Source organism: Aporhodopirellula aestuarii (genome assembly GCF_023701485.1).
Taxonomy (GTDB): domain Bacteria; phylum Planctomycetota; class Planctomycetia; order Pirellulales; family Pirellulaceae; genus Rhodopirellula; species Rhodopirellula aestuarii.
Window position 1 is genome coordinate 24,769 of sequence record NZ_JAMQBK010000083.1, and the last position, 20,110, is coordinate 44,878.

Consider the following 20,110-nt stretch of genomic DNA (forward strand, 5'->3'; position numbering starts at 1 on the left):
CAATCGCGGCCATGTCCCCCAGCTTCGAATCCAACGGTCAGCCCGAATCCGCCTCTCGCGTCTCGCGACAGCGTGCCGAAGCTGCGTGGAGTGACGACGGCCCCAATCCGTTTGCCCTGGTGCTCGAATCAAGCGAACCGTCAATCAAGTCACGCTTCTTCCGTGCCTTCAAGACAATGATCGCCACCTTGGCGCTGACGTCGGTGCTGCTCGCGGGCGTGTTTTTTGGAAAACAATTCTTGCTTTCGCGATTGGTCGCCGGTTTTGACGATCTCGATTCCACCGGCAAACAAAGTCGCTTGGTGCAGATCGCAAGCTTCGGCGTCGATGCGGTCGAACCGTTGGTCGACAAGCTAATTTCGGACGACGACGCGGTATCGGAATCTGCATTCACGTTGCTCCAACAAATGCAGAACGACTGGATCACGTTAAAGCCAGATGCCGCTAAGGCGGTCCATGGCCGATTGATGTCAGCGATCGCGGCGACCTACCACTCACATATTGGCGAATCCACGACACTGTCGCCCCGGCAACTGGCGCGTGCCCGCGAACTCGTGCGTCAAACGATTCTCGAATTTTCGGGTTCGGCCGGAGGAGAGAGACAGACGTCGGACGAGGTGCAATCCCTGCTCGCAGGTGCCAACCGCTTGATGGTCGCCTTGAATGTGCAACCGCCCGCCAACGCAACGCTGGCAAAGAGTGGCGTGAAACTCATGCAAAACGACCAGGCGTTGGAGGTCTCGCCCACCGGGCGTCGTTCCGGTTGGACGGATTGGCCGCCACCAAGTAATTCGACCAACGCATCCATCGTCCGATCCGGTTCCAAACTCAACGCCGCCGCTCCAAGTTCCGACGTCCCGCGTGAAAAACTGCAAGCCGTGCCGGAAGGGGTGACCGTGCCGCTCACTCAAGTCGAACCGCGGGTCATTCGGTCTCCATCGCAAGTCGTCTCTGCCCGTCCGCCGGTTGGTCAAACGATTACGATGACGACGCACCTAGTCGATTCACCGTTATCAGCCCTCTCCGATGAAACCGTCATACGGCATCTCGCGAATCCCGACGCCATGCTCGCCGGTCAAGCAAAAGCCGAGCTGATTCAACGAGGTTTCTCTGACGCCCAACTCGAAATGGCGGGAGCGATCGCCCTCGCCGGACCGCTCGACCGCATGCGATTGGTCGATTCGTTGGTCCATTCGAGTCGACTAAACTCAGGCCCCTGGTTGTCGATGCTATTGGACGATCCTGATCGGAGAGTCCGTTTGCACGTCGCCTCGACCCTCGCGACGACACTGGCCACGGGCAAGGACGAGGCCGTCCTGGAGCGACTTCGTCAACGTCTCACACGCGAGGAAGACGACTACGTCGCCGCAAAGTTGAGACGAATTTTGGATCTCCTTTGAAATGGTCCCTGGAGAATCCCCAACGCCAATCTATAATGGGGGGGTAGTTTCAATTCCACAGATCCTCTCATAAACGTTGCGGGCACAAACCTACATGAGTCACGAAGACGAAGTCGAATTTGCTGGCGCTTTTGGGCAATTAACACCGACTGGTGGTGGAGATCCGATCCCACTGATCAAAGATAAATTGCTGATCGGCCGCCGTCGGCATTGCGACATCTGCCTCGACTTCCCCAACGTGTCCAGCCAACACTGCCGAATGACGTTGGAGCACGGGTACTGGTTTATTCGTGACCTCAACAGCCGAAACGGGACCAAGGTCGACGGGCGACCGATCATGCGGAAACGGGCCGACCCCAACTGCAAAGTCGCGATCGCACGCCATCAATACGTCTTAGAATATGACCCGCAGCTGTTGGGTGCCTACGGCCCACCCCCTGCCGACGATGATTACATCGATGAGGTCATGAAGAGCTCGCTGATGGACCGCGCCGGCGTGGCCAGACGCGACCCCAAGAAGGGCTTCTTCAACAAAAAATCGGAGTGAGTTCGCTCCGATCGTCAAATTTTGACTAACCGGCATCTCTTATCTCGCCGATAAAATCCTTTACACGCACTACCGCTGCGCCTCGCTAGAAAAATAGCGAATCGCGATCGCGTTGGTGAAACGTTCACGGGATTTTTCACGGCGAGGTTTTTTTGATGTCGGGCGATTCGAGTTCTATCGATCGACTTTCTTCGTTCGGCTCGCGCCTCCAATCGCGTCTCCCCCACCCCTTGCACGCGTGGATCATGCAGTGGGGCACCGCGGTTGTCGATGGAATTTCATCCGTCGGTGATCTCGCCTACTTCACTTGGCAGATGCTCAGTTGGATGTTCACGCGGTTGCCGCGACGCGGCACCATGATGATCAACTTCTACCAAGTCGGTGTGCTGAGTCTGCCCGTGGTCGCGTTGACCGGAACATTCATCGGCATGGTGCTTGCCGTCCAGAGCTATTACCAATTCCAAGCCATTGGACTCGAAAGCCGACTCGGCGTGGTGATCAACACGTCGCTCGTTCGCGAGCTCGGACCGGTATTGGCAGCCACGATGCTCGCCGGACGGGTCGGTGGCGCGATGGCCGCCGTACTCGGCACGATGCGGGTTACCGAACAAATCGATGCGCTGACCACGATGGGCGCCGATCCGATTCACTACCTTGTCGTACCACGGTTTCTCGCATGCCTTCTGTTGATCCCGGCATTGACCGTGATGGCGGACTTCATGGGAATCGTCGGTGGATACTTTTACAGCGTGATCATCTTAGGAATCGATCGCGCCGCATACCTGCACCACTCGCGTGAAGGAGTCGTCGGGTTTGATTTATTCAGCGGCATCTTCAAGAGTTTTTTCTTCGGCGGCATCATCGCGATCATCAGCTGTTATCGGGGATTCAACTGCCAACCCGGTGCGGAAGGCGTCGGCAAAGCGGCGACGGCGGCGTTCGTCTATTCCTTTGTTTTGATCCTCGCGATTGACCTGTTCTTAAACATCGTCTTGGATTCGATCTACTTCATGATCTATCCGGAAGGAACGATGCTGTTTTGAATACTGAAGAACAACCCATCAGCGAAGAACCATCGCAAGTCGACGAAGCGCCGTCCCCGGATGGCCCCAACGCCGCTCCGTTGATCGAGGTCAACAACCTCTCGATCGATTTCGACGGGAATTGCATCCTGTCTGGAATCACTCGCTCGATCACTCGCGGCCAAACGGTTGCAGTGATCGGTGAAAGCGGATGCGGCAAAACGGTGTTCATGAAAACGCTTGTCGCATTACTCACCCCGACCACGGGCACCGTGCTCTTTGACGGAGTTAACCTCAACCGACTCACGCCCGCTCAACTCGCACATACACGTCGACGGTTCGGATTCGTGTTTCAAAACGCGGCGCTGTTCGACAGCATGAACATCTTTGACAACGTGGCGTTTCCCATTCGACAAAACGAGCCCACGACCGGCGAAGACGAAGTCCGCCAACGCGTGCGAAAACATTTGGTCGAAGTCGGACTCCCAGAAGATGTCGCAGGGAAGTTCCCCGCCGAGATTTCTGGTGGGATGCAGAAACGCGTCGGGCTCGCCCGGGCCCTCGTACTCCAGCCTGAACTGATCGTTTACGACGAACCCACGACCGGGCTCGACCCGATCATGAGCGACGTAATCAACGAACTGATCCTCCACACCCGCCGACTGTATCCGGTCACCAGCGTGGTGGTTACTCACGACATGCACACGGCTCGCAAAGTTGCTGATCGTGTGATGATGTTTTACCCGCGTCGAATGCTCGACAAGGGCCAATCTCAAATTTTATTCGATGGACCGCCCAGCCAACTCGAACACGCCGAAGACCGGCGAGTTCGCCAGTTTGTGCGTGGGGAAGCGGGCGATCGACTTCGCGAAATGTCACGAGCAATGGCGTAATTTTCATGGATGAAAATAGACTACGATTTGGCGTGGGCGTGCTGGTCATCGCAGCGATCGGGATCGGTGTGATCCTCACGTTCCTGTTCGGAGCCTTTCCGGCGATCCTCAATCGTGAATACACGTTGACGGTTTACTTCGAGTCCGCTGAAGGCATTAACACGAACTCACCGGTACTCCGTGATGGAGTCAAGATCGGGCGTGTGTCGGATATTCAATTGCGCGACGAAGGGGGTGTCGTGTTGACACTCGCGATGGACGCTGAGTACGTCATGACGCACCAATACGTGCCACGAATCGGCATCGGCTCACTCATTACCGGTGACTCCAAACTCGAGTTTCGCAAAGCGGACCCGAAGGAACTCAACGAAATCTTTCAGGGTGACACCGCAATCATCAGCCGCACGTATAGCAATGACGAGTACGTCGCCTACGGTCAAAAGCTCGGCGATCCGTTCTCGCTGTTGTTCGGAATGGAAGACGAAATGCGTTCGACGTTCCGCAGCATTCGAGGGGCCGGCGACGCCGTCCAAGATACCGGACAGAGCATCCAATCCTTCATGACCGACGTCCGCAGCGTGATCGGGATCGATGGTAACGCGACTCCCGTATCGCCGACTTACCCGTCCCGTTTGCCGAATCAGTCTTCGTTCGAATCGGTACATGGCTTGCCACAATTCGCAGCAACGGGTCGGGGCCAAATGATGCCCGGGCCCGCCTGGGCACGCCCGGTGCGTCTGGTCTCGCGTGCCTCGGCCGATTCAAGGGACGCAAACGCCATCCAAATGGTCGCTTACGCGGATCCCAATCCGAACCAGAATCAATTTCCCCCTCCTGGAGCCCAGTACCCGCCACCGGGAACACTGCCGCCGAACTCGCTGCAACAAGGTCTCACACCGCCCGTCACGCAGCGTCCAAACACAGGGCAACCCACCCTGGTCGATCTCCAAAGAGAAGCAATCGAAACACTGGAAGAACTGCAAGGCGCTATTCGCGACGCGCGATCGATCCTCAGCAACGAACAAATTCGTCGCGGCCTGACTGATTCGATCGGTCGTTTCCCAACGGTGCTTGACCAAGCAACCGAGACGCTCAAGACGACTCAAAAGACGTTTGATAGTTTTGCTGACGTCGGCAAACAGTTTGAACAAGTCGGCTCGGTCGCCGAACAAGCACTTAATGAACTGAAGACGACTGCCGGTGACACGCTCGAGAGTTTCCAAGCGACTGCTAAAAACGTCGAGGCCATCACGGAACCGATCGGACGGCGGAGCGAAGATCTCGTTGAACAAGTCTTGCGAAGTCTCGCGAACGTGGACAACGCGTTGATTCAAATTGACACGTTCGGCCAAACACTCAACACTTCCGACGGCACGATCAAACGTCTGCTCGAAGACGATGAACTCTACTACGAGATCCGTCGAACCGTCGAGAATATCGAAGCAGCCACCGCTCGCGTCCGTCCGATTCTAGACGACGTTCGTGTCTTCACGGACAAGATCGCTCGCGACCCACGCCAACTCGGCGTACGAGGAGCATTGGGTGGCCGCCCCACCGGAGCCGGACTGAAGTAAGACGAATCAATACGCTGTCGGCTAACGGGACAGCGTTACTTTTCACGTGGCTCGGTCGCTGCAAGACCGAGAATTGTGGGCATTGCCTACGTTCGGAACCTCGCGATGACTCAGCTACCTGAGAGGTAAAAACTCGCAAACGAATGGTGCCAAGCGAGTTGACGTGATGGGGGCGGCGTGATTGGCGAACACGCGCTTTAGTATCCTCTCCCAATCTTAACCGCGTGCGAGCGGGCCTTGCGGAAGTGATCCGTCACTTACCTTGGGCTCCTATCAACGGGTCACATAACCGACCGCTCGACTACGACCAACGAGCGCATCTCTCCACCGCTCGAAGTCTCGGCACCGCCACGACCTTCGGCCCGCCCTCCAGGACCACTGGCGCGGCGTAGTCCGCATGTCGCTAGGCACCCCCGTATGGCACTAGCCCGTGACAGCAATGTCGTGGTCGTCGCCAAATGACATGGGTGGCCCCAAACTCTATCCCAAGACCCCACCGTGATCCGGGGTGTCGGCACCGCCGTCGGGCCTTTGTTTGGCACAACAGTTGCGAACAGCAGATGCAAACTGCACAGCCACTGTGATTGTATGAAATACACAATCGCATGAGGCGGTACCGCCTTGCGCCGTCCACCGCTGGACTCATTCACATCACGCTTTCGCAACTGGAGAAAATACAGTCATGCTACGCCCCATTCTATTCATCACTGCACTCAGCCTCGTCCTCGTGGCAGCTAACGACGCCAAAGCGTCCTCCCCCACCGGTTGGAGCCCAATCATCATTCCGACGGGCGTCTACCGTGAACGGATCAAATCCACACCGATTCATCAGCGACCGGGGCGTCCCCTGCACGTATACGGCAACACGGTTCGTCTGATCAGAAATTCTCGCGTTTCGAATGAGCCGATTCGGCCGTTACGCCAGATTTTCCTCGGATCGTCGACCCGCGTCCGTTCAGGCCGCTAGGCCCAATTCATCACGATGCCCGCATTCCGGGCACACGGCTTGCTACTAAAAGCTCAACAATGCACTACGACTCCCAAACTCCCCCCAACCCAAGGAACAATAACATGTCCAAAATCAAAGCTACGCTCCTCATCGCCGTCGCAGCAGCCTTATGGTTCGCACATTCGGCGGATCAAGCCGCCCACGCCCAAGTAACCGTGCAGTTTGGTACGCCTAGCTACTATGGCACTCAATCTGTCTACGGCGGCAACGTCTACACCACGCCACGCGTGTATCCACAGTCAAGCTATCGGTATTCACAACCCACGTACCGGTACGGATATTCCCAATCCTACAGGCAACCCTATCGTTCCTACTCGACACCCCAGCGTTACAGTAGCGGATATCGAGGTTACAGCTCGCAACCGATCTACGGCCAGACATATCAAAGCTATCGCCCCGGATATTCGAGCCAATCCTATTACGGCGGAACGTACAACAACGGGTACAACTACGTCAGTCCATCCCAACAACGTGGTGCCGTGATCGGTGGAGCGATCGGAAATGCCGTCGGTGGAAATCGAGGAGCAGACATCGGGGCCGCTATTGGAGCGGCAATTGAAAGCCAATAGTGCCTTCGATGATCCGACTTTCAGGGCTTGCTATGCACGCGGCGATCTGACTCGCCGCGATGCCATTCTTTTTCGGTAACGTTTCTATCCTGTATCAACACGATCGAAAATCAGTGGTTTGCGGACGACCAACTCACGTTGCCATCGGAGCGGTCAATTCCTTCTTGGAATTTGACAACCACCACGAAGTGGGAACAACCGACCACATATTGCAGATCTACGCTCATGGTGATGTGGAAGTCATGCCAAATATGACCGTTTTTGAATCCGCCACCTATTCAGAACAAGACGATATCGCGTTGACGCAACGACAAAAAAGACTCGGCATCCATGGCAAAGGTTCGCTTTCCTTCCACCCAAACGAATAGACGATCTTCTTTGCAACCTAAGGTGAACTCAGCGACGAGTACGGAGACTCGATCGGCGAAGGAGTCGACCATGAAATTGCCTGTGAACTGGGACATCGATGCCCGGTTTCGCCCGCGACCTATAGGCCGGCGAAGCAATACAGCGTCCACCCTGGCGGCACTGCCGACATCCCAAACTGCAGGGTGTTGGGTGCTTGGATAGGGGCGACGTCTTGAAACCGCCGAAAGGCGGACGAACGCAGCTATCTTCTATCCCGCACGCAAGATCTTTTCCATCTTCTTGCCTCTCGCCAATTCATCCACCAACTTGTCGAGGTAGCGAACCTTCTGCGTCAACGGGTTTTCGATGTCTTCCACCCGGTAGCCGCAGATCACACCGGTGATTAGATGCGCGTTGGGGTTCAACTTGGCTTCCGCGAAAAACTCCTCATAAGACATCTTGCCTTTGATGTGCTTCTGTAGCGTTCTTTCGTTGAAACCGGTCAGCCACTTGATCACCTGATGCAGCTCGTCTTTGGTGCGGCCTTTTCTTTCAACCTTCGCAAGCAGATGCGGATACACGCCTGCGAACGTCAATTTTGCAACTCTTTCATCGTGGTCGTTGGTGCGGTTCATCTCACGCGACTCATAGTGATCGTTGTCGATTAGCCCCTAGTTATCAGGACAATTTAGCATTGTCCCAGACAGCGGAGTCGCGATCAACAGACATCACGTCGAGGCATCATCAAGATTTCCGCCCCCATCCAGTTGCAGTACGTGCGTTCCCTCTCGATCGGCTGGCGGAGCCCCTGCTCGCTTGCGGTTGTCCACCGCGAGCGAGTTTCAAAGGGGACTTCGTGATGGTGCTCAATGAGTCGGGCTACATGCTAAACGTTTGCGGGATGACGTGGCATTTTACCGTCACCAAGCCCGCTGCTGGCGGGGCTCGTTTCTCGCGGGGAACGGATGCCCGAGCGTGTTAGTAGATAGGCCACGACCGCAACCGTGGCTAAAGCGACAATCCACAGCCAGGGTGATGTCCCGGTAACCTCTGGCAAAGTGACTTTGCCGCCGTTCCCAAGACTCTCGGTGAATCGATGGATTGTGGGGTAAAAGCCGACATACGCACCCGCACCAAAGATCATCCCCAACACACCGACCATTGCATCGCGACGACCTTCACCACATGCGGCCACCGATGTACCGGGGCAATAACCGAAAACCGCCATGCCGATCCCGAACAGGATTCCGCCGGCGACGATACCCGCCCATGCCAGAGGCTTGATGTGCAGCGACACCAAATCCAAAGCAAGCAAGCCGTAGATGCCGATCGCACCGACGACCACCGCGGATCCCATGATCTTAACAACCGTCCAGTCTTTCAGGATGAACTGACCGACGATAATCCTGAACTTCGCCACGCCCCCTTTCTGCAACAGGACTCCAAAGACCAAACCGGTCACTAACCCCAACGCGAGTTTCCAAGTTGGATCAAACATGTGTGACTCCTTTTCTGCCATACATCAAAAGTGCCGTGATAATTCCCGTCCCGAAGAACAGGATTGAAAACACCCAACTTGATGCAGCGAGCTGCAACGTACCGCTGATGCCATGCCCGCTGGTACAACCCTGAGCCAGCCGCGCGCCAAACATCATCAAACCAGCGCCGAAAAAGGCTGCCGTCAATCGTCCTGCGACGCTCGGTCCGAAACGCTGCTCCCAGATGGCGGGAACGACAGTCTTCTCGCGATCACCGGACCATGCGGAACTCATCAGAGCACCAAAAAACACGCCAACAACCAGCATCGTTTCCCAACTAATCTTGGGCGTCTCCTCGCTGAAATATTCATTGTTTTCTGCCAGGGTGGGTGCAATCGCCTGTCCGATCATTGCCGCACCGTGCTCGAAGGCAGTGGTGATGCCAAGTGGGTGATCAGCGGTTGCGAACGCGAACCAACTCAGGACCCCGATCCCCAACCCAACCAAATACGGAGACCATTGTTTTTTCAGAAACGGATTTCCCATCGATATCGCCTCAGTTAGTGAAAGGGAATGTATGCGTAGTTGTTCATTTGCAGGTTGATGTTGACGGTGGCCGCAGAGACCGCAACCTTCACTTCGCGAGCTACTTCATTGGTGCCAAAACCGTGATGCGCCAACGCTTGACCGCACACGAAGATTTCGACACCTGCTTCTCTCAACTCCTTTAGCAGCTCGAGGTTGGGGTTCTTCGTCTGCCCCTTGTCCTTCATATAGGGTTTGACGTGTTTGCCGTATGCCTCATCCGAGAGCGCCGCCGTTGTTGCAGGTCCATGCAAAATGAGGGCCATCTTGAAACCGTTTTCGATTCCCGCACCGGCTTGCGTGTACTGGTTTAGGATCAAGGCGGCACGATCAAAGCCCTTTATCACATTGCCAGATTTAGCATCAGAAGTGATATCAAGAAGAACTTTTGAGTTCGGCTTTGGCTGCTGATCCGCATCCGGCAAAACGACAATGCCGCCGTGATCTTTGATCAGTGGATGCTCAAACGACGGCTCACCTGTCGGATCGGCGGCCAACACGGCGGAATGAGACAGTAAGATGGACACCACTAGATAGATTGCAGTCTTCATTTCGATTCCCCGATTGAGTTGTAAGAACTGGTCAAATGGCGACCACAGCCACGACGTTTTTGGCTAACGGGTCAGTGGTCGACAAGATTACGGAAGTGTGAACGACCGCGTCGCGACACTTCGATCGTTCAATAGGCATCTAAAGTGTTGTGGGTGCGTTGTTTGCGAACAATGCATTGGTAACCCGAAGCGTGAGCGAGCGATTCTTCGTAACTCCTTCCCTCGCTCACGCTTCGGTTTACCTTTTGCTCGAAAGTGCGCTGTCCAGCTAAGGTCCAATGCAAAGGACGAAGAATCCTCACGCTTCGTGTGATCACCGTCGACGGACGACTCGATGCGTGGGTAGCGGCCGAGCCAATCATGACGAACTCCGGTTCCTTCGTGGAATACCCTACGGTGCTTATTGAAAGAGTCGCGGGTGTCGTCGATTTGCAAAATCGTGAGTGTGTTTCGTTCATACACATCGACCCGAGGCTTCTAGTCGATTCAGCGTCCTCCAAGCGTCTCGATAGCCACGAGGACAATGACTAATACCGCCGCAAACGCAACCACGAGCCCGGTTCGATTCACCGGGATCACATCATGCAACGTCAGCTTTCCTCGGTCGCCGATTGGGTCGATATGGCGGCCGATCCAGCCGGATGCTTCGGCAAAGAGGTACGACCCACCGATCATCCCGATCATCATGGCAATCGCGTCGTAGTTGCCTTGCCCCAGTGCCGCGGCGCCGGTGCCTGGACAATAGGCGGACAGTGCAAAACCAACTCCAAAGAGCAGCCCTCCGATAATGTTCGAAGCGTAACGCGTCGGCTTAATATGCAATTCAACGAGCCCGGCACGGTGCATAAAGTGAATCCCCAACGCACCCACCACGACTGCCGACAACATGACCTTGAGGACGGTAAAGTCGACCAACATGAGCTGCCCAATCAGGACATGGAACTTCGCCACGCCGCCCTTCTGCAACAGGAACCCAAAGATGAGCCCAAACACCGCACCCAGCACCAAGGTTTTCCCAGGGGCAGCCTCGGGCTGAGAGTTCACAGGCGGAGAGGCCTTGGCCTTCGTCTCGGGAGGTTGTTCAGTGATTGTTGCCATCTCGCTATCTCCTACGGTTCCAAATGGTTCACCGTCAATTGACTGTTTCGGATTGATATAATTAGGTCGCGTACATCAGCATCGCGGCGACGATCCCACCGATGAAAAAACAGATCGCGGAGACCCACGATCCGATCGCTAACTGCAACGTGCCGCTGATCCCATGTCCGCTCGTGCAACCTCCGGCCATTCTGGCGCCAAATGCCATCAAGACACCGCCCGCTAAAGTGACGAGAGTGCGAAGTAGATAACTGTCGCTACCAAATCGGTCTTGCCACATTGCGGGCAGAAACTTTCCGGTCAGCTCGCCACCCGTCCAGGCGGCAAGAAACGCCCCAGCGACGACAGCGAGCACCAGCATCAACTCCCACCCAACCTTAGGCGGCTTGCCCTCAAAATACTTGAGCGACCGCGTGTGCTTGGGAGCCACCGCCAAGCCGATCATTCCGGCAATCCGTGCATAAGCAGTTGATGCCCCGATCGGCTTGTTCGAAAAATAGAAGGTCAGCATGGACAGGACACCGATCAGAGCGCCCACTAGGTAGGGTGACCATGCGGGTCCGGAGTATTGAAGCGGATCGACATCACCGAGCCCGCCTAATCTGTGCATGAACTCATGCATGACTGAGCTCCTTCACTTTCTCAACCGGATAGCCCGCAGCGGTCCACGCCCCCCAGCTACCAGGAACATTCGACACGTGCTTGAAACCGCGTGACTGCATCAAGCTCGACGCGATGCTGGCTCGATAACCGCTCGCACAATACGTCGCGTAATGCTGATCCTTGTCCAATCCGTTGATGCGATCTCGCATATCAGCGACGAAGCAATGCTCCGCACCGGGGACATGTCCTCCTTCCCATTCATCCGGGCCTCGCACGTCGAGAATCGTTGGGCCGGTACCGTTGGATTGATGATCGCGCAGTTCGTGGACCGGCATCTGCTCCAATCGCTCCAGCGGGAAGCCCGAGCTTTGCCAGGCTTTCATCCCTCCCGCCAAATAGCCTGCAAATTGACTGTGGCCGCTGCGTACGATCAATCGCTGAACCCGCTCGGCATCTTCGTCATCGTCCAAAACGAGCAACAGACGTTGGTCCAGGTCAAACATTTGTCCGACCCACGCGGACATCTCAGGTCTCGATCCGATGTTGATACTTCCAGGAACATGCCCGCCGCCGAACGCGGTCATGCTTCGCGTGTCGATGAGTGCGACGCCGGGCTCGCGAGAAACCTTCCGGAATTCGCTCGGTGGCAACGCCGGAATCGTTGGCAACCGGTCCATGATGTCCGGCCCTTTCGCGTTGACTTTCTTGAGTTCCGGATAGTGCCACGGGACCGGCGGTGCATCTCCGACAACGAACTCGCGGAACGCTTCGTAATCTGGGAACGACAGGAATTTGTTCGTTCGCCGCTCGTAACCGACGGTACTGTTGAGCCGGTCACCAATGTCGGCACCGCATGCCGAACCCGCACCGTGCCCCGGATAAATCGTGACGTAGTCTTCGAGCTTGAGATAGAAGTTATAGAGCGTGTCGTAGAGAGACCGTGCCAGTTGCTCGGTTTCGCCCGAACCGAGCAAGTCAGGCCTTCCCGCCGAGCCCACGAACAGCGAATCGCCCGTAAAGACAGCCCAAGGTGTGTCAGCGTGCTTCGCCTCACTTAGCAAAAACGACATATGCTCCGGCGTGTGCCCAGGCGTATGACGAGCGGTCAACATGAACGATCCGAAATCAAACGACTGGCCGTCGGCTACCGGTTCAGCATCAAACTGGTAGTTGGCTTGCACGTCGCTCACGAAAACTTTCGCCGTTCCAACACGCTGGGCAAGTGAACGAGCGCCCGAGACAAAGTCGGCGTGGATATGTGTTTCGAAAACGTGGGTGATGGACACACCATGCTTTCTTGCGAGTTCTTCGTAGATTTCGACGTCCGTCCGGGGGTCGATCACTGCCGCTTTGCCTGTACCGGTATCGCCGACGAGGTAGGAAAGCTGAGCGATGCCATCCGTCAAAACTGTTTCAAGTACAAACATCTGATTACTCCTTTTGGTGGTATCGGTATTTCCAACACCACCAGGAGCGAATCGCATGCCATTGTCGACGTGCGGCGGGGCTACCAAGTCATTACCAAGACGATCGACGGTACCGGGGGCAACGCGACACTCGCAACGACGGACACGACTGATCTACCGCATCAACTCCGAAATTTACAGGCGAGGGAAATCGCTAAGACTTTCGCGGCCTACACCTGCGGATGCGGTGCGGAGAGAGGGGGCGGCGTGATGAGAATCCGGCACGGCAGTTGCAACTCGATGTACCCACGGGACGTCGATTGCTTTAGTGCTCTTTTTAGCGGAACGGCGTGAGCCGTCCGGACCCGCGTTACCGGACGGCTCGCGCCGTTCCGCTACTTTTGGAATCCCGCAGTAATGAAATCGACGTCCCCTGGGTACTGTGCCCTGCCATGTTATCTCCTTCACTTCGATGCTATTCGATATGTTCGCATTCTTTTCCAGTCGATTGGGTTGCCTCGGCTCGCTGGTCGTTTCGTTGCTCGGGACGGCACTCCTGTTCTTGTTTTTGGGGCTGCTGTAAACGGGAAAACGTGATGACGACATGCGATCAAATCGCGTAATCACGAGATCGATGGATCCCGCACCAGACAATCTGCTCCAACGCCGTATTATTCGGCGAGCCTTGCAATCATCTCGACCAACTTACGTTGATCTAGCGGTTTGGTGGTGTAGTCGCTGCATCCGGCGGCCAGACACTCGTCACGATCACTCTTCATCGCGTTGGCGGTTAAGGCGAGGATGGGCAACACGCAACCGCGACTGCGAAGCTGCCTTGATGCTTCGTAACCGTCCATCACTGGCATTTGCATATCCATCACGATCACGTCGATCCGCGGTGATTGTTCTGCCATGACAAAATTGACCGCTTCTTTCCCGTTGGTCGCCGTGAAAACTTTACCGCCGGCTTTCTCAATAAAATGTTGAGCGAGGTAACGGATGTCACGCCGATCGTCCACGACAAGAACGTTTGCCGTTAACGTGATTTCGTCGTGGGAGAGATCCGACGCCTCGACAACCGAGATATTGGGTTCGATCAATTGACCAGGCTTCATGACGTCCAGTGAGAGTGTAAAACGACTCCCCTTGCCGAGTTCGCTCTCGACGGTAATCAAGCCACCGAGAGCTTGTGCGAGACGGCGGCAAATCGCCAGCCCCAAACCGGTACCACCGAACGATCGCGTTGACGTGTTGTCGACTTGCACAAACGGTTCGAACAAGGAATCGAGCTTTTCCGATGGGATCCCGATTCCCGTGTCGACGACATCGAACTGAAGCCGATTTGCCGACGCGTCGAAGTCGACGTTCAATCGAACTTCACCTTCATCGGTAAACTTGATTGCGTTTCCGACGAGGTTCAACAACACCTGGCGCAAACGCACCGCGTCAGTATCGATTGTTTCGGGAACCGGACCGGTGAACGCAATTCGCAACGGAATATCTTTCTCGGCTGCGCGAACATCCATCAGTGAACGAATCTCTCCGACGATCGCGTCAGGACGAACCGGTTGGGTATCAATCTCCATTTTTCCGGCGTCGATCTTGGAGAGATCCAAGATATCGTTGACGATATTCAACAAGAAATGTCCGTTACGTCGAATCGTATCAACGACCTGCAAATTGTCAGGATCAACGAGATGATCCTTCAAAATATCTGCGTGTCCCAAAATCGCTGCCATCGGCGTGCGAATTTCATGCGACATGTTCGCCAAAAACTCACCACGCGAGCGATTCGCCGCCTCAGCGGACGTCATGGCTTGCTGTAACGAACGCTCGAAATTCTTTCGATCCGTGATGTCCTGAACCGTGCCAACGATGCGTTGGAGGTGTCGGGCATCGCCCTTCTCTTCGCGAATGACTCGCCCCGTATCGACAACCCATCGGATCGCCCCATCGCTTCGCACGATGCGGTATTCCTTTTCATAGCGTTCGGAACCATCCGTTCGAAAAGCATCCGCCATGATCGTTTCGAATGCTTTCAGATCATCCGGGAAGATGAGCTGGCGGACCATCTGGAGCGTCGGCGTTATTTCGGGAGAGATGCCATAGATCGCATACAGTTCGGGAGACCACACCAATCGGTTTCTGATAGCGTCGTAGTCGTGAGTCCCAAAACCGGTTGCCTCGGCAGCGAGTCGCAACCGACTCTCGCTGGCACGCATCGTATTTTCGGCGAGGCGTCGCTCATGATCATCAATTACCGAACCGATGTAGCCTTCAAATTCGCCAGCCTTGTTGAATCGGGGACGGCCCAAGTCGACGGCATGCCGATACTCACCACTCGCCGTTCGCAAACGGTATTCCGTCACGAAATTCACATGAGCCTCCGCGGCCGACAAAAACTCTTTACCGGCACGTTGTCTGTCGTCGGGGTGAGTCGCGTCGGTCCACCCCAACCCCAAACCTTCCTCTTCGGTTTGACCGGTGAACTCGTACCATGAACGCGACAGGTAAGTGCACATGTGATCGCGATCCGTAATCCACAACATTGCCGGTGATGCATCGGCCATCGTGCGAAAGTACTTCTCGCTCTCGCGGATTCTCATCTCGACATTCTTGCGTTCCGTCACGTCTGCAACGACCCCCAAGAAGGAATCGAGATTGGCCGACTCGTCGCGGACGATGCGTCCCAACATGTGCAACCAATGTGTCGCCCCGTCAGGACGCACCACGCGGAATTCTTCGTTGTAGACGTCACCAGTTTGAATGGCCGTTTTCATCGCCTCATCGACGCGGTCGCGGTCTTGCGGATCGACGCGTTTCACGAATTCGCGGGCTACCATGGGTGCCTCGGCGTTCATCCCGAACAGCGAACGGATATCCTGGGGCGAATGGACTTGGCCAGTCTTTAAATCCCACGACCAGACCGCGAGTCCGGTTGCTGACAATGCCGCCTGGAGGAATTGCTGTGACTCGATCAATTCACGCTTTGCCGCGTTTTGCTCGGTAACATCACTTACTTCGATGATTGTCGAGTGTGGTTTGCCGTCGCGATAGATCGGTCGCGCCGAGCAAAGCACATCGAACGGCGTGCCGTCTTTACGAAAGAACACGTCTTCGTGGAAGCGGATCAGGCTGTCCTGAGGAAGCGCTCGGTCGATCGGGCACTCGGTGATCGGAAACGGTCGACCATCGGGGTAGTGGTGATGCACCAACTCATGCAACGGCGCAGACTCCAACTCTTCGCGACTGAAACCAGTCATGTCGAGCCAAGTTTGATTGCAGTAGATCAAGTATCCCGATGCATCCATCATGATCAATGCTTCGGTTGAGTTCTCCGCAATCGTGTGGACGAGTTCATTGCTATCCCGAAGCGATTGCTCCCACTTCTGACGCTCGGTGACGTCGTAGTAGTAGCAAACAACGCCATATTTGTTGTCGGGTAGGGAAATCCGCTTGATCTTCCAATCGTACGATTCAATCGTTTTGCGATCGGCGCGTTCCTCGATCAGCAACGGTGCGGTGTATGGTTCACCGGTTTCCAACGTATGGCGAAAACGCTCAATCGCCTCGGTCGCAAACGGCTCCGGCCAAATCGCACGCATCACATCCGGGAAACCGCGACCGACGACAGGCATTTGCGACGAGAACGTTTCCCGAGCACCGTCACTGATATAGCGAATTTTGAATTCGTGATCGACGATATAAACGCCAAACGGATTCCCCTCAACGACTTGTCGAAAGATTTCGTGTGATTGCTGAATCTGATCATCAATGGAAATCTGATTCATCGTTCCTCCGATGTCTTGACTAGCGCCGCCACCTTTTCCAACATTCGCAACTTGTCGATGGGTTTCGAAAGATAGTCGTTACATCCTGCTTCGAGGCACTTGTTCATATCGCCCTGCATCGCATCGGCGGTAAGAGCAATAATCGGACCAGCGTAGCCGAGTTGGCGTAGATGTCGTGCGGTTTCATAGCCGTCCATGTTTGGCATTTGCATGTCTAACAAAATCAGGTCAAAGAAGATTCCATTCGCGGTCGCCTGTTTGACCGTTTCGATAGCGAGCACGCCGTCTTCCGCTTCGGTGACCCGTCCGCCAGCGTTGGTCACAATGTGTTTGCTGAGAAAGCGGATGTCGCGGCGATCGTCAACAATCAATACGTGAACATCGAGCTCAATCGACTCCGCAGGTTCATTTACCTTCTCCGACTCTTGCCGCCCCCTCGGTTCGATCAACGAAGTGTCACTCAACTTGCCCGTCGCGATCGTGAGAGTAAACGTGCTACCTTTGTTGATCTTACTGTCGACTCTGATTTCACCACCCAGCATCGCGGCGAGTCGTTGACTGATCGCAAGTCCCAATCCGGTACCACCGAATTGCTGCGTGATGAGGGAGTCGCCTTGGGAGAAAGGTTTGAATAATCGTTCCCGTTGCACCGGCGTCATCCCGATGCCGGAATCGCTGATGCCGATTCGCAGTTGGTCTGTGACTGGGTTTGCTGAATCGTCGCCTGTGACAGCGTTTCTCTCGAACTCGACGGTGATTTTGACGCTGCCCGATTTTGTGAACTTGATCGCGTTGCCCACAAGGTTGATCAGAATCTGCTTTAAACGTTTGGCATCGCTTTCAATGAACTGCGGGATCGCACCGGCAAATTTGACATCCAGCTTCAAACCTTTCTCGCTCGCACGCACCTCCATGATCCTGCGCACATCTTCGATCACTCGGGCCGGATCAAACCGCTCGATATCGATATCGAACTTTCCCGCCTCGATCTTGGACAAATCAAGGATATCATTGATGATGCCTAGCAAAAAATCGCCATTGCGACGGATAGTGGCAAGATACCCGAGAGCTTCTTCGTTTTCGATCAGCCCAGTCATCAATTCCGCATAACCAAGAATCGAGGTCATCGGCGTGCGAATTTCGTGTGACATGTTGGCCAGGAATTCACTCTTGGATGCATTTGCCAGCTGAGCTTTGAGCAAGAGGTCTCGAACCTCATACTGCCTGGCGCGGTCACGCAGCTTCGCCTGGAGCGTACTTACCAAGAGGGCGATCCTTAGCGGCCGTTCGATCAACGTCACGTGGCCAATGGTTAACAATTCGGTAATGACGCGAGGCGGTGTTTCACGCTGAGCAAGCAGGACCAGGATCGGCACATCCGACCAGGACGGTTGTTCATTAACCGCTTGGCGAAGACGCGCGGTCGCTTCGGAAGTGAGAAATTCTTGTGCGATCAGCACAACACCCGCACCCTCACGAATTCGAGAGGTGACCTCGTAGACCGACGTCACAATCTCGACCGGCACCCCGTGTTCACGCAGAACCTGATCGCAGTACTTCGCGTCTTGAGGTGTGGGCGCCAGCACGGTGACCGTCTGGCTATCGCCGTGTTTTGGCTGCAGTTTGATCTTGGGTAGCTCGCTCATGCATTCGTTCCGTCGCGACCGAGCAGGTCTTCACGCTTCCCTTGGAATGCCGGTGTGCCGCTCAGCACACCGTGAAATTCCGTTAGTGGACGCCCAATCTGCAAGCCATTATGCGTCAAGGCAAATTCGCGGATGGTGCGTTCGTGTCTGCCCGTCCGTTTCTTCACCATCGATATTGCTTGACGGATTTCACCCGACGTTTCGAAGTACCGAAACAACAGGACATTGTCTGCCATATAGCTGGCATCCACTGGCGTCTTCATCCCTGTTCCCAGCATTCCGTGTTGGGCTGTGATGAGGAACGACACAATCCCCTGACGGCCGAGCATTTGCAGAATGTCGTTGAGTTGGATCAACAGAAATTGTTCATGCGGCATTGAATTGAGAAAACCGTTGAGGCTGTCGATCGTGACGACGGTCACCTTTCGCCCTTGCTCGTCAGTTTTGATCGCCTCACGGACTTGCGACGCGAATTCGGAAGGCGCAGTCTCGCCCGACGCAAAATGCCGTAATTCAATCAGTCCTTCGTCGATATACCGATCGATATCAAAACCCAGTCCGCGGCTGCGTTGTAAGAACGAATGCTTGCTTTCCTCGAACTCGAAAAAGACAGCTCGTTCGCCTCGCTCAGCCGCCGCAACTGCAAACTGAGTCGCTGTCGATGACTTACCGACACCGGCCGGACCGAGCAACAACGTGCTGGTGCCTTCCATCAGCCCACCACCGATAAGGGTATCTAATTCCGCGTTGCCACTGCTGATGTCTTCCCCGCTAGACTGCCATTGAGCGTTCTCGATTGTTTTGCGAGGAAACACTTGCATCCCACCACGTTTGAGCAAGACATCGTGTGTTCCACCGATGAAATCTCGACCACGATGTTTGATCACTCGCAGGTAGCGACGTTCAGCGCCGTAGTGGTTCAAGGATTGCTCCAACCGAATCACACCATGAGCGATGCTTTGGAGTTGTTGGTCATTGAGGTCGGTTGCCAAGTCCCCGCCCGATTTATCGTCGAGCATGAGCGTGGTGCATCCGCGACCGACGAAGAATTGTTTGAGGGCGAGGATTTGACGGCGGTAACGGAGTGGACCTTGGGCGAGAAGCCTCATCTCCGACAGCGAATCAAACGCGATTCGTCTTGGTTGAATCGCTTGAATTTTCTTGAGTACGCCTTCGATCGTTGCACCAAGTTCGATTTCCGACGGCTCGAACATCGTGTATTGAGCTTGCTCCTGGGTCAGTTTCTCTTGATCGACAAGTTCATGGATGTCGATCCCATCGAGTGACCAGCCATGAGACGCCGCAACTCCCTCAAGTTCCTCGCGGGTTTCCGACAGACTGACGTAAAGTCCCCGCTCGCCTTTTGCGACGCCATCGAGCAAGAACTGGATGGCCAGAGTTGTCTTACCCGTGCCGGGGTAACCTTCGATCAGGTATAGACGATCGGCCGTGAAGCCGCCGTGCATGATATCGTCGAGTGTGCGGATGCCAGTGCTGATTTGTTGTTCGGGTTGGGTCATATTCTGAATTCCATCATTTTGCGTACCGCCAACGGCCAGCCTAGTAAACCTTCTCCTCGAGCGAAGCAAG

The 20,110-nt window shown here is 55.2% G+C and carries 18 protein-coding genes; 7 read left to right on the top strand and 11 right to left on the bottom strand.

The genetic code is table 11. The features are described 5' to 3' along the window. The first annotated feature begins 11 nt into the window (after positions 1–11). From NB063_RS27010 to NB063_RS27040, 7 genes are all read left to right on the top strand, one after another. The gene (locus tag NB063_RS27010) at positions 12–1,400 is read left to right on the top strand and encodes a HEAT repeat domain-containing protein (protein ID WP_250932173.1); all 1,389 of its coding nucleotides are present in this window, start codon (positions 12–14) and stop codon (positions 1,398–1,400) included. Positions 1,401–1,494: 94 nt separating this feature from the next. After that, positions 1,495–1,947: an FHA domain-containing protein gene (locus NB063_RS27015; RefSeq protein WP_250932174.1), complete on the top strand. Its 453-nt coding sequence runs from the start codon at positions 1,495–1,497 to the stop codon at positions 1,945–1,947. A gap of 245 nt (positions 1,948–2,192) precedes the next feature. Beyond that, positions 2,193–2,990, top strand: a complete 798-nt coding sequence (locus NB063_RS27020) for an MlaE family ABC transporter permease (protein ID WP_250932175.1) — start codon at positions 2,193–2,195, stop codon at positions 2,988–2,990. Positions 2,991–3,007: 17 nt separating this feature from the next. Further along, positions 3,008–3,862 (top strand): ABC transporter ATP-binding protein, encoded by an 855-nt coding sequence (locus NB063_RS27025; RefSeq protein ID WP_250932273.1) that lies wholly within the window; start codon positions 3,008–3,010, stop codon positions 3,860–3,862. 5 nt (positions 3,863–3,867) lie between these two features. Then, complete coding sequence (locus NB063_RS27030) at positions 3,868–5,436, top strand: MlaD family protein (protein WP_250932176.1); 1,569 nt, start codon at positions 3,868–3,870, stop codon at positions 5,434–5,436. Between the two features lie 682 nt (positions 5,437–6,118). Continuing rightward, complete coding sequence (locus NB063_RS27035) at positions 6,119–6,403, top strand: hypothetical protein (RefSeq protein WP_250932177.1); 285 nt, start codon at positions 6,119–6,121, stop codon at positions 6,401–6,403. A gap of 104 nt (positions 6,404–6,507) precedes the next feature. Continuing rightward, entirely contained in the window at positions 6,508–7,014 is a 507-nt protein-coding gene (locus NB063_RS27040; protein ID WP_250932178.1) for a hypothetical protein, read from the top strand. Between the two features lie 278 nt (positions 7,015–7,292). On the opposite strand, the gene NB063_RS27045 is transcribed toward NB063_RS27040, so the two are convergent. The 11 genes from NB063_RS27045 to NB063_RS27095 all read right to left on the bottom strand — a co-directional run bounded on the left by NB063_RS27045 (position 7,293) and on the right by NB063_RS27095 (position 20,040). Then, positions 7,293–7,454: a hypothetical protein gene (locus NB063_RS27045; protein ID WP_250932179.1), complete on the bottom strand. Its 162-nt coding sequence runs from the start codon at positions 7,452–7,454 to the stop codon at positions 7,293–7,295. Between the two features lie 177 nt (positions 7,455–7,631). Next, positions 7,632–7,997, bottom strand: a complete 366-nt coding sequence (locus tag NB063_RS27050) for a DUF2200 domain-containing protein (protein WP_250932180.1) — start codon at positions 7,995–7,997, stop codon at positions 7,632–7,634. Between the two features lie 251 nt (positions 7,998–8,248). Then, positions 8,249–8,860, bottom strand: coding sequence for a YeeE/YedE thiosulfate transporter family protein (locus NB063_RS27055; RefSeq protein ID WP_250932181.1), 612 nt, complete (start codon positions 8,858–8,860; stop codon positions 8,249–8,251). After that, a complete protein-coding gene (locus tag NB063_RS27060; RefSeq protein WP_250932182.1) occupies positions 8,853–9,386 on the bottom strand; it encodes a YeeE/YedE thiosulfate transporter family protein in 534 nt (177 codons plus the stop codon). The genes NB063_RS27055 and NB063_RS27060 overlap by 8 nt, the downstream gene beginning before the upstream one ends. 14 nt (positions 9,387–9,400) lie before the next feature. Further along, a complete protein-coding gene (locus NB063_RS27065; RefSeq protein ID WP_250932183.1) occupies positions 9,401–9,976 on the bottom strand; it encodes a DsrE family protein in 576 nt (191 codons plus the stop codon). A 486-nt stretch (positions 9,977–10,462) separates the two neighbouring features. Continuing rightward, positions 10,463–11,074 carry a YeeE/YedE thiosulfate transporter family protein gene (locus tag NB063_RS27070; protein WP_250932184.1) on the bottom strand — a complete coding sequence of 204 codons (612 nt, stop codon included), beginning with the start codon at positions 11,072–11,074 and terminating at the stop codon, positions 10,463–10,465. Between the two features lie 61 nt (positions 11,075–11,135). Then, positions 11,136–11,696: a YeeE/YedE thiosulfate transporter family protein gene (locus NB063_RS27075; protein ID WP_250932185.1), complete on the bottom strand. Its 561-nt coding sequence runs from the start codon at positions 11,694–11,696 to the stop codon at positions 11,136–11,138. Then, positions 11,689–13,104 carry an MBL fold metallo-hydrolase gene (locus NB063_RS27080; RefSeq protein WP_250932186.1) on the bottom strand — a complete coding sequence of 472 codons (1,416 nt, stop codon included), beginning with the start codon at positions 13,102–13,104 and terminating at the stop codon, positions 11,689–11,691. The genes NB063_RS27075 and NB063_RS27080 overlap by 8 nt, the downstream gene beginning before the upstream one ends. Positions 13,105–13,754: 650 nt before the next feature. Beyond that, positions 13,755–16,874, bottom strand: a complete 3,120-nt coding sequence (locus NB063_RS27085) for a PAS domain S-box protein (protein WP_250932187.1) — start codon at positions 16,872–16,874, stop codon at positions 13,755–13,757. Beyond that, entirely contained in the window at positions 16,871–18,520 is a 1,650-nt protein-coding gene (locus tag NB063_RS27090) for a response regulator (protein ID WP_250932188.1), read from the bottom strand. Before NB063_RS27090 ends, NB063_RS27085 begins: the two co-directional genes overlap by 4 nt. Continuing rightward, complete coding sequence (locus NB063_RS27095) at positions 18,517–20,040, bottom strand: ATPase domain-containing protein (RefSeq protein ID WP_250932189.1); 1,524 nt, start codon at positions 20,038–20,040, stop codon at positions 18,517–18,519. Before NB063_RS27095 ends, NB063_RS27090 begins: the two co-directional genes overlap by 4 nt. Between the last annotated feature and the right edge of the window lie 70 nt (positions 20,041–20,110).

Bases quoted from the DNA above. Each gene is read 5' to 3' on its own strand.
- NB063_RS27080 (WP_250932186.1), bottom strand. From the start codon at position 13,104: ATGTTTGTACTTGAAACAGTTTTGACGGATGGCATCGCTCAGCTTTCC.
- NB063_RS27050 (WP_250932180.1), bottom strand. From the start codon at position 7,997: ATGAACCGCACCAACGACCACGATGAAAGAGTTGCAAAATTGACGTTC.
- NB063_RS27090 (WP_250932188.1), bottom strand. From the start codon at position 18,520: ATGAGCGAGCTACCCAAGATCAAACTGCAGCCAAAACACGGCGATAGC.
- NB063_RS27065 (WP_250932183.1), bottom strand. From the start codon at position 9,976: ATGAAGACTGCAATCTATCTAGTGGTGTCCATCTTACTGTCTCATTCC.
- NB063_RS27075 (WP_250932185.1), bottom strand. From the start codon at position 11,696: ATGCATGAGTTCATGCACAGATTAGGCGGGCTCGGTGATGTCGATCCG.
- NB063_RS27070 (WP_250932184.1), bottom strand. From the start codon at position 11,074: ATGGCAACAATCACTGAACAACCTCCCGAGACGAAGGCCAAGGCCTCT.
- NB063_RS27060 (WP_250932182.1), bottom strand. From the start codon at position 9,386: ATGGGAAATCCGTTTCTGAAAAAACAATGGTCTCCGTATTTGGTTGGG.
- NB063_RS27020 (WP_250932175.1), top strand. From the start codon at position 2,193: ATGCAGTGGGGCACCGCGGTTGTCGATGGAATTTCATCCGTCGGTGAT.
- NB063_RS27030 (WP_250932176.1), top strand. From the start codon at position 3,868: ATGGATGAAAATAGACTACGATTTGGCGTGGGCGTGCTGGTCATCGCA.
- NB063_RS27095 (WP_250932189.1), bottom strand. From the start codon at position 20,040: ATGACCCAACCCGAACAACAAATCAGCACTGGCATCCGCACACTCGAC.
- NB063_RS27055 (WP_250932181.1), bottom strand. From the start codon at position 8,860: ATGTTTGATCCAACTTGGAAACTCGCGTTGGGGTTAGTGACCGGTTTG.
- NB063_RS27035 (WP_250932177.1), top strand. From the start codon at position 6,119: ATGCTACGCCCCATTCTATTCATCACTGCACTCAGCCTCGTCCTCGTG.
- NB063_RS27010 (WP_250932173.1), top strand. From the start codon at position 12: ATGTCCCCCAGCTTCGAATCCAACGGTCAGCCCGAATCCGCCTCTCGC.
- NB063_RS27015 (WP_250932174.1), top strand. From the start codon at position 1,495: ATGAGTCACGAAGACGAAGTCGAATTTGCTGGCGCTTTTGGGCAATTA.
- NB063_RS27085 (WP_250932187.1), bottom strand. From the start codon at position 16,874: ATGAATCAGATTTCCATTGATGATCAGATTCAGCAATCACACGAAATC.
- NB063_RS27045 (WP_250932179.1), bottom strand. From the start codon at position 7,454: ATGGTCGACTCCTTCGCCGATCGAGTCTCCGTACTCGTCGCTGAGTTC.
- NB063_RS27040 (WP_250932178.1), top strand. From the start codon at position 6,508: ATGTCCAAAATCAAAGCTACGCTCCTCATCGCCGTCGCAGCAGCCTTA.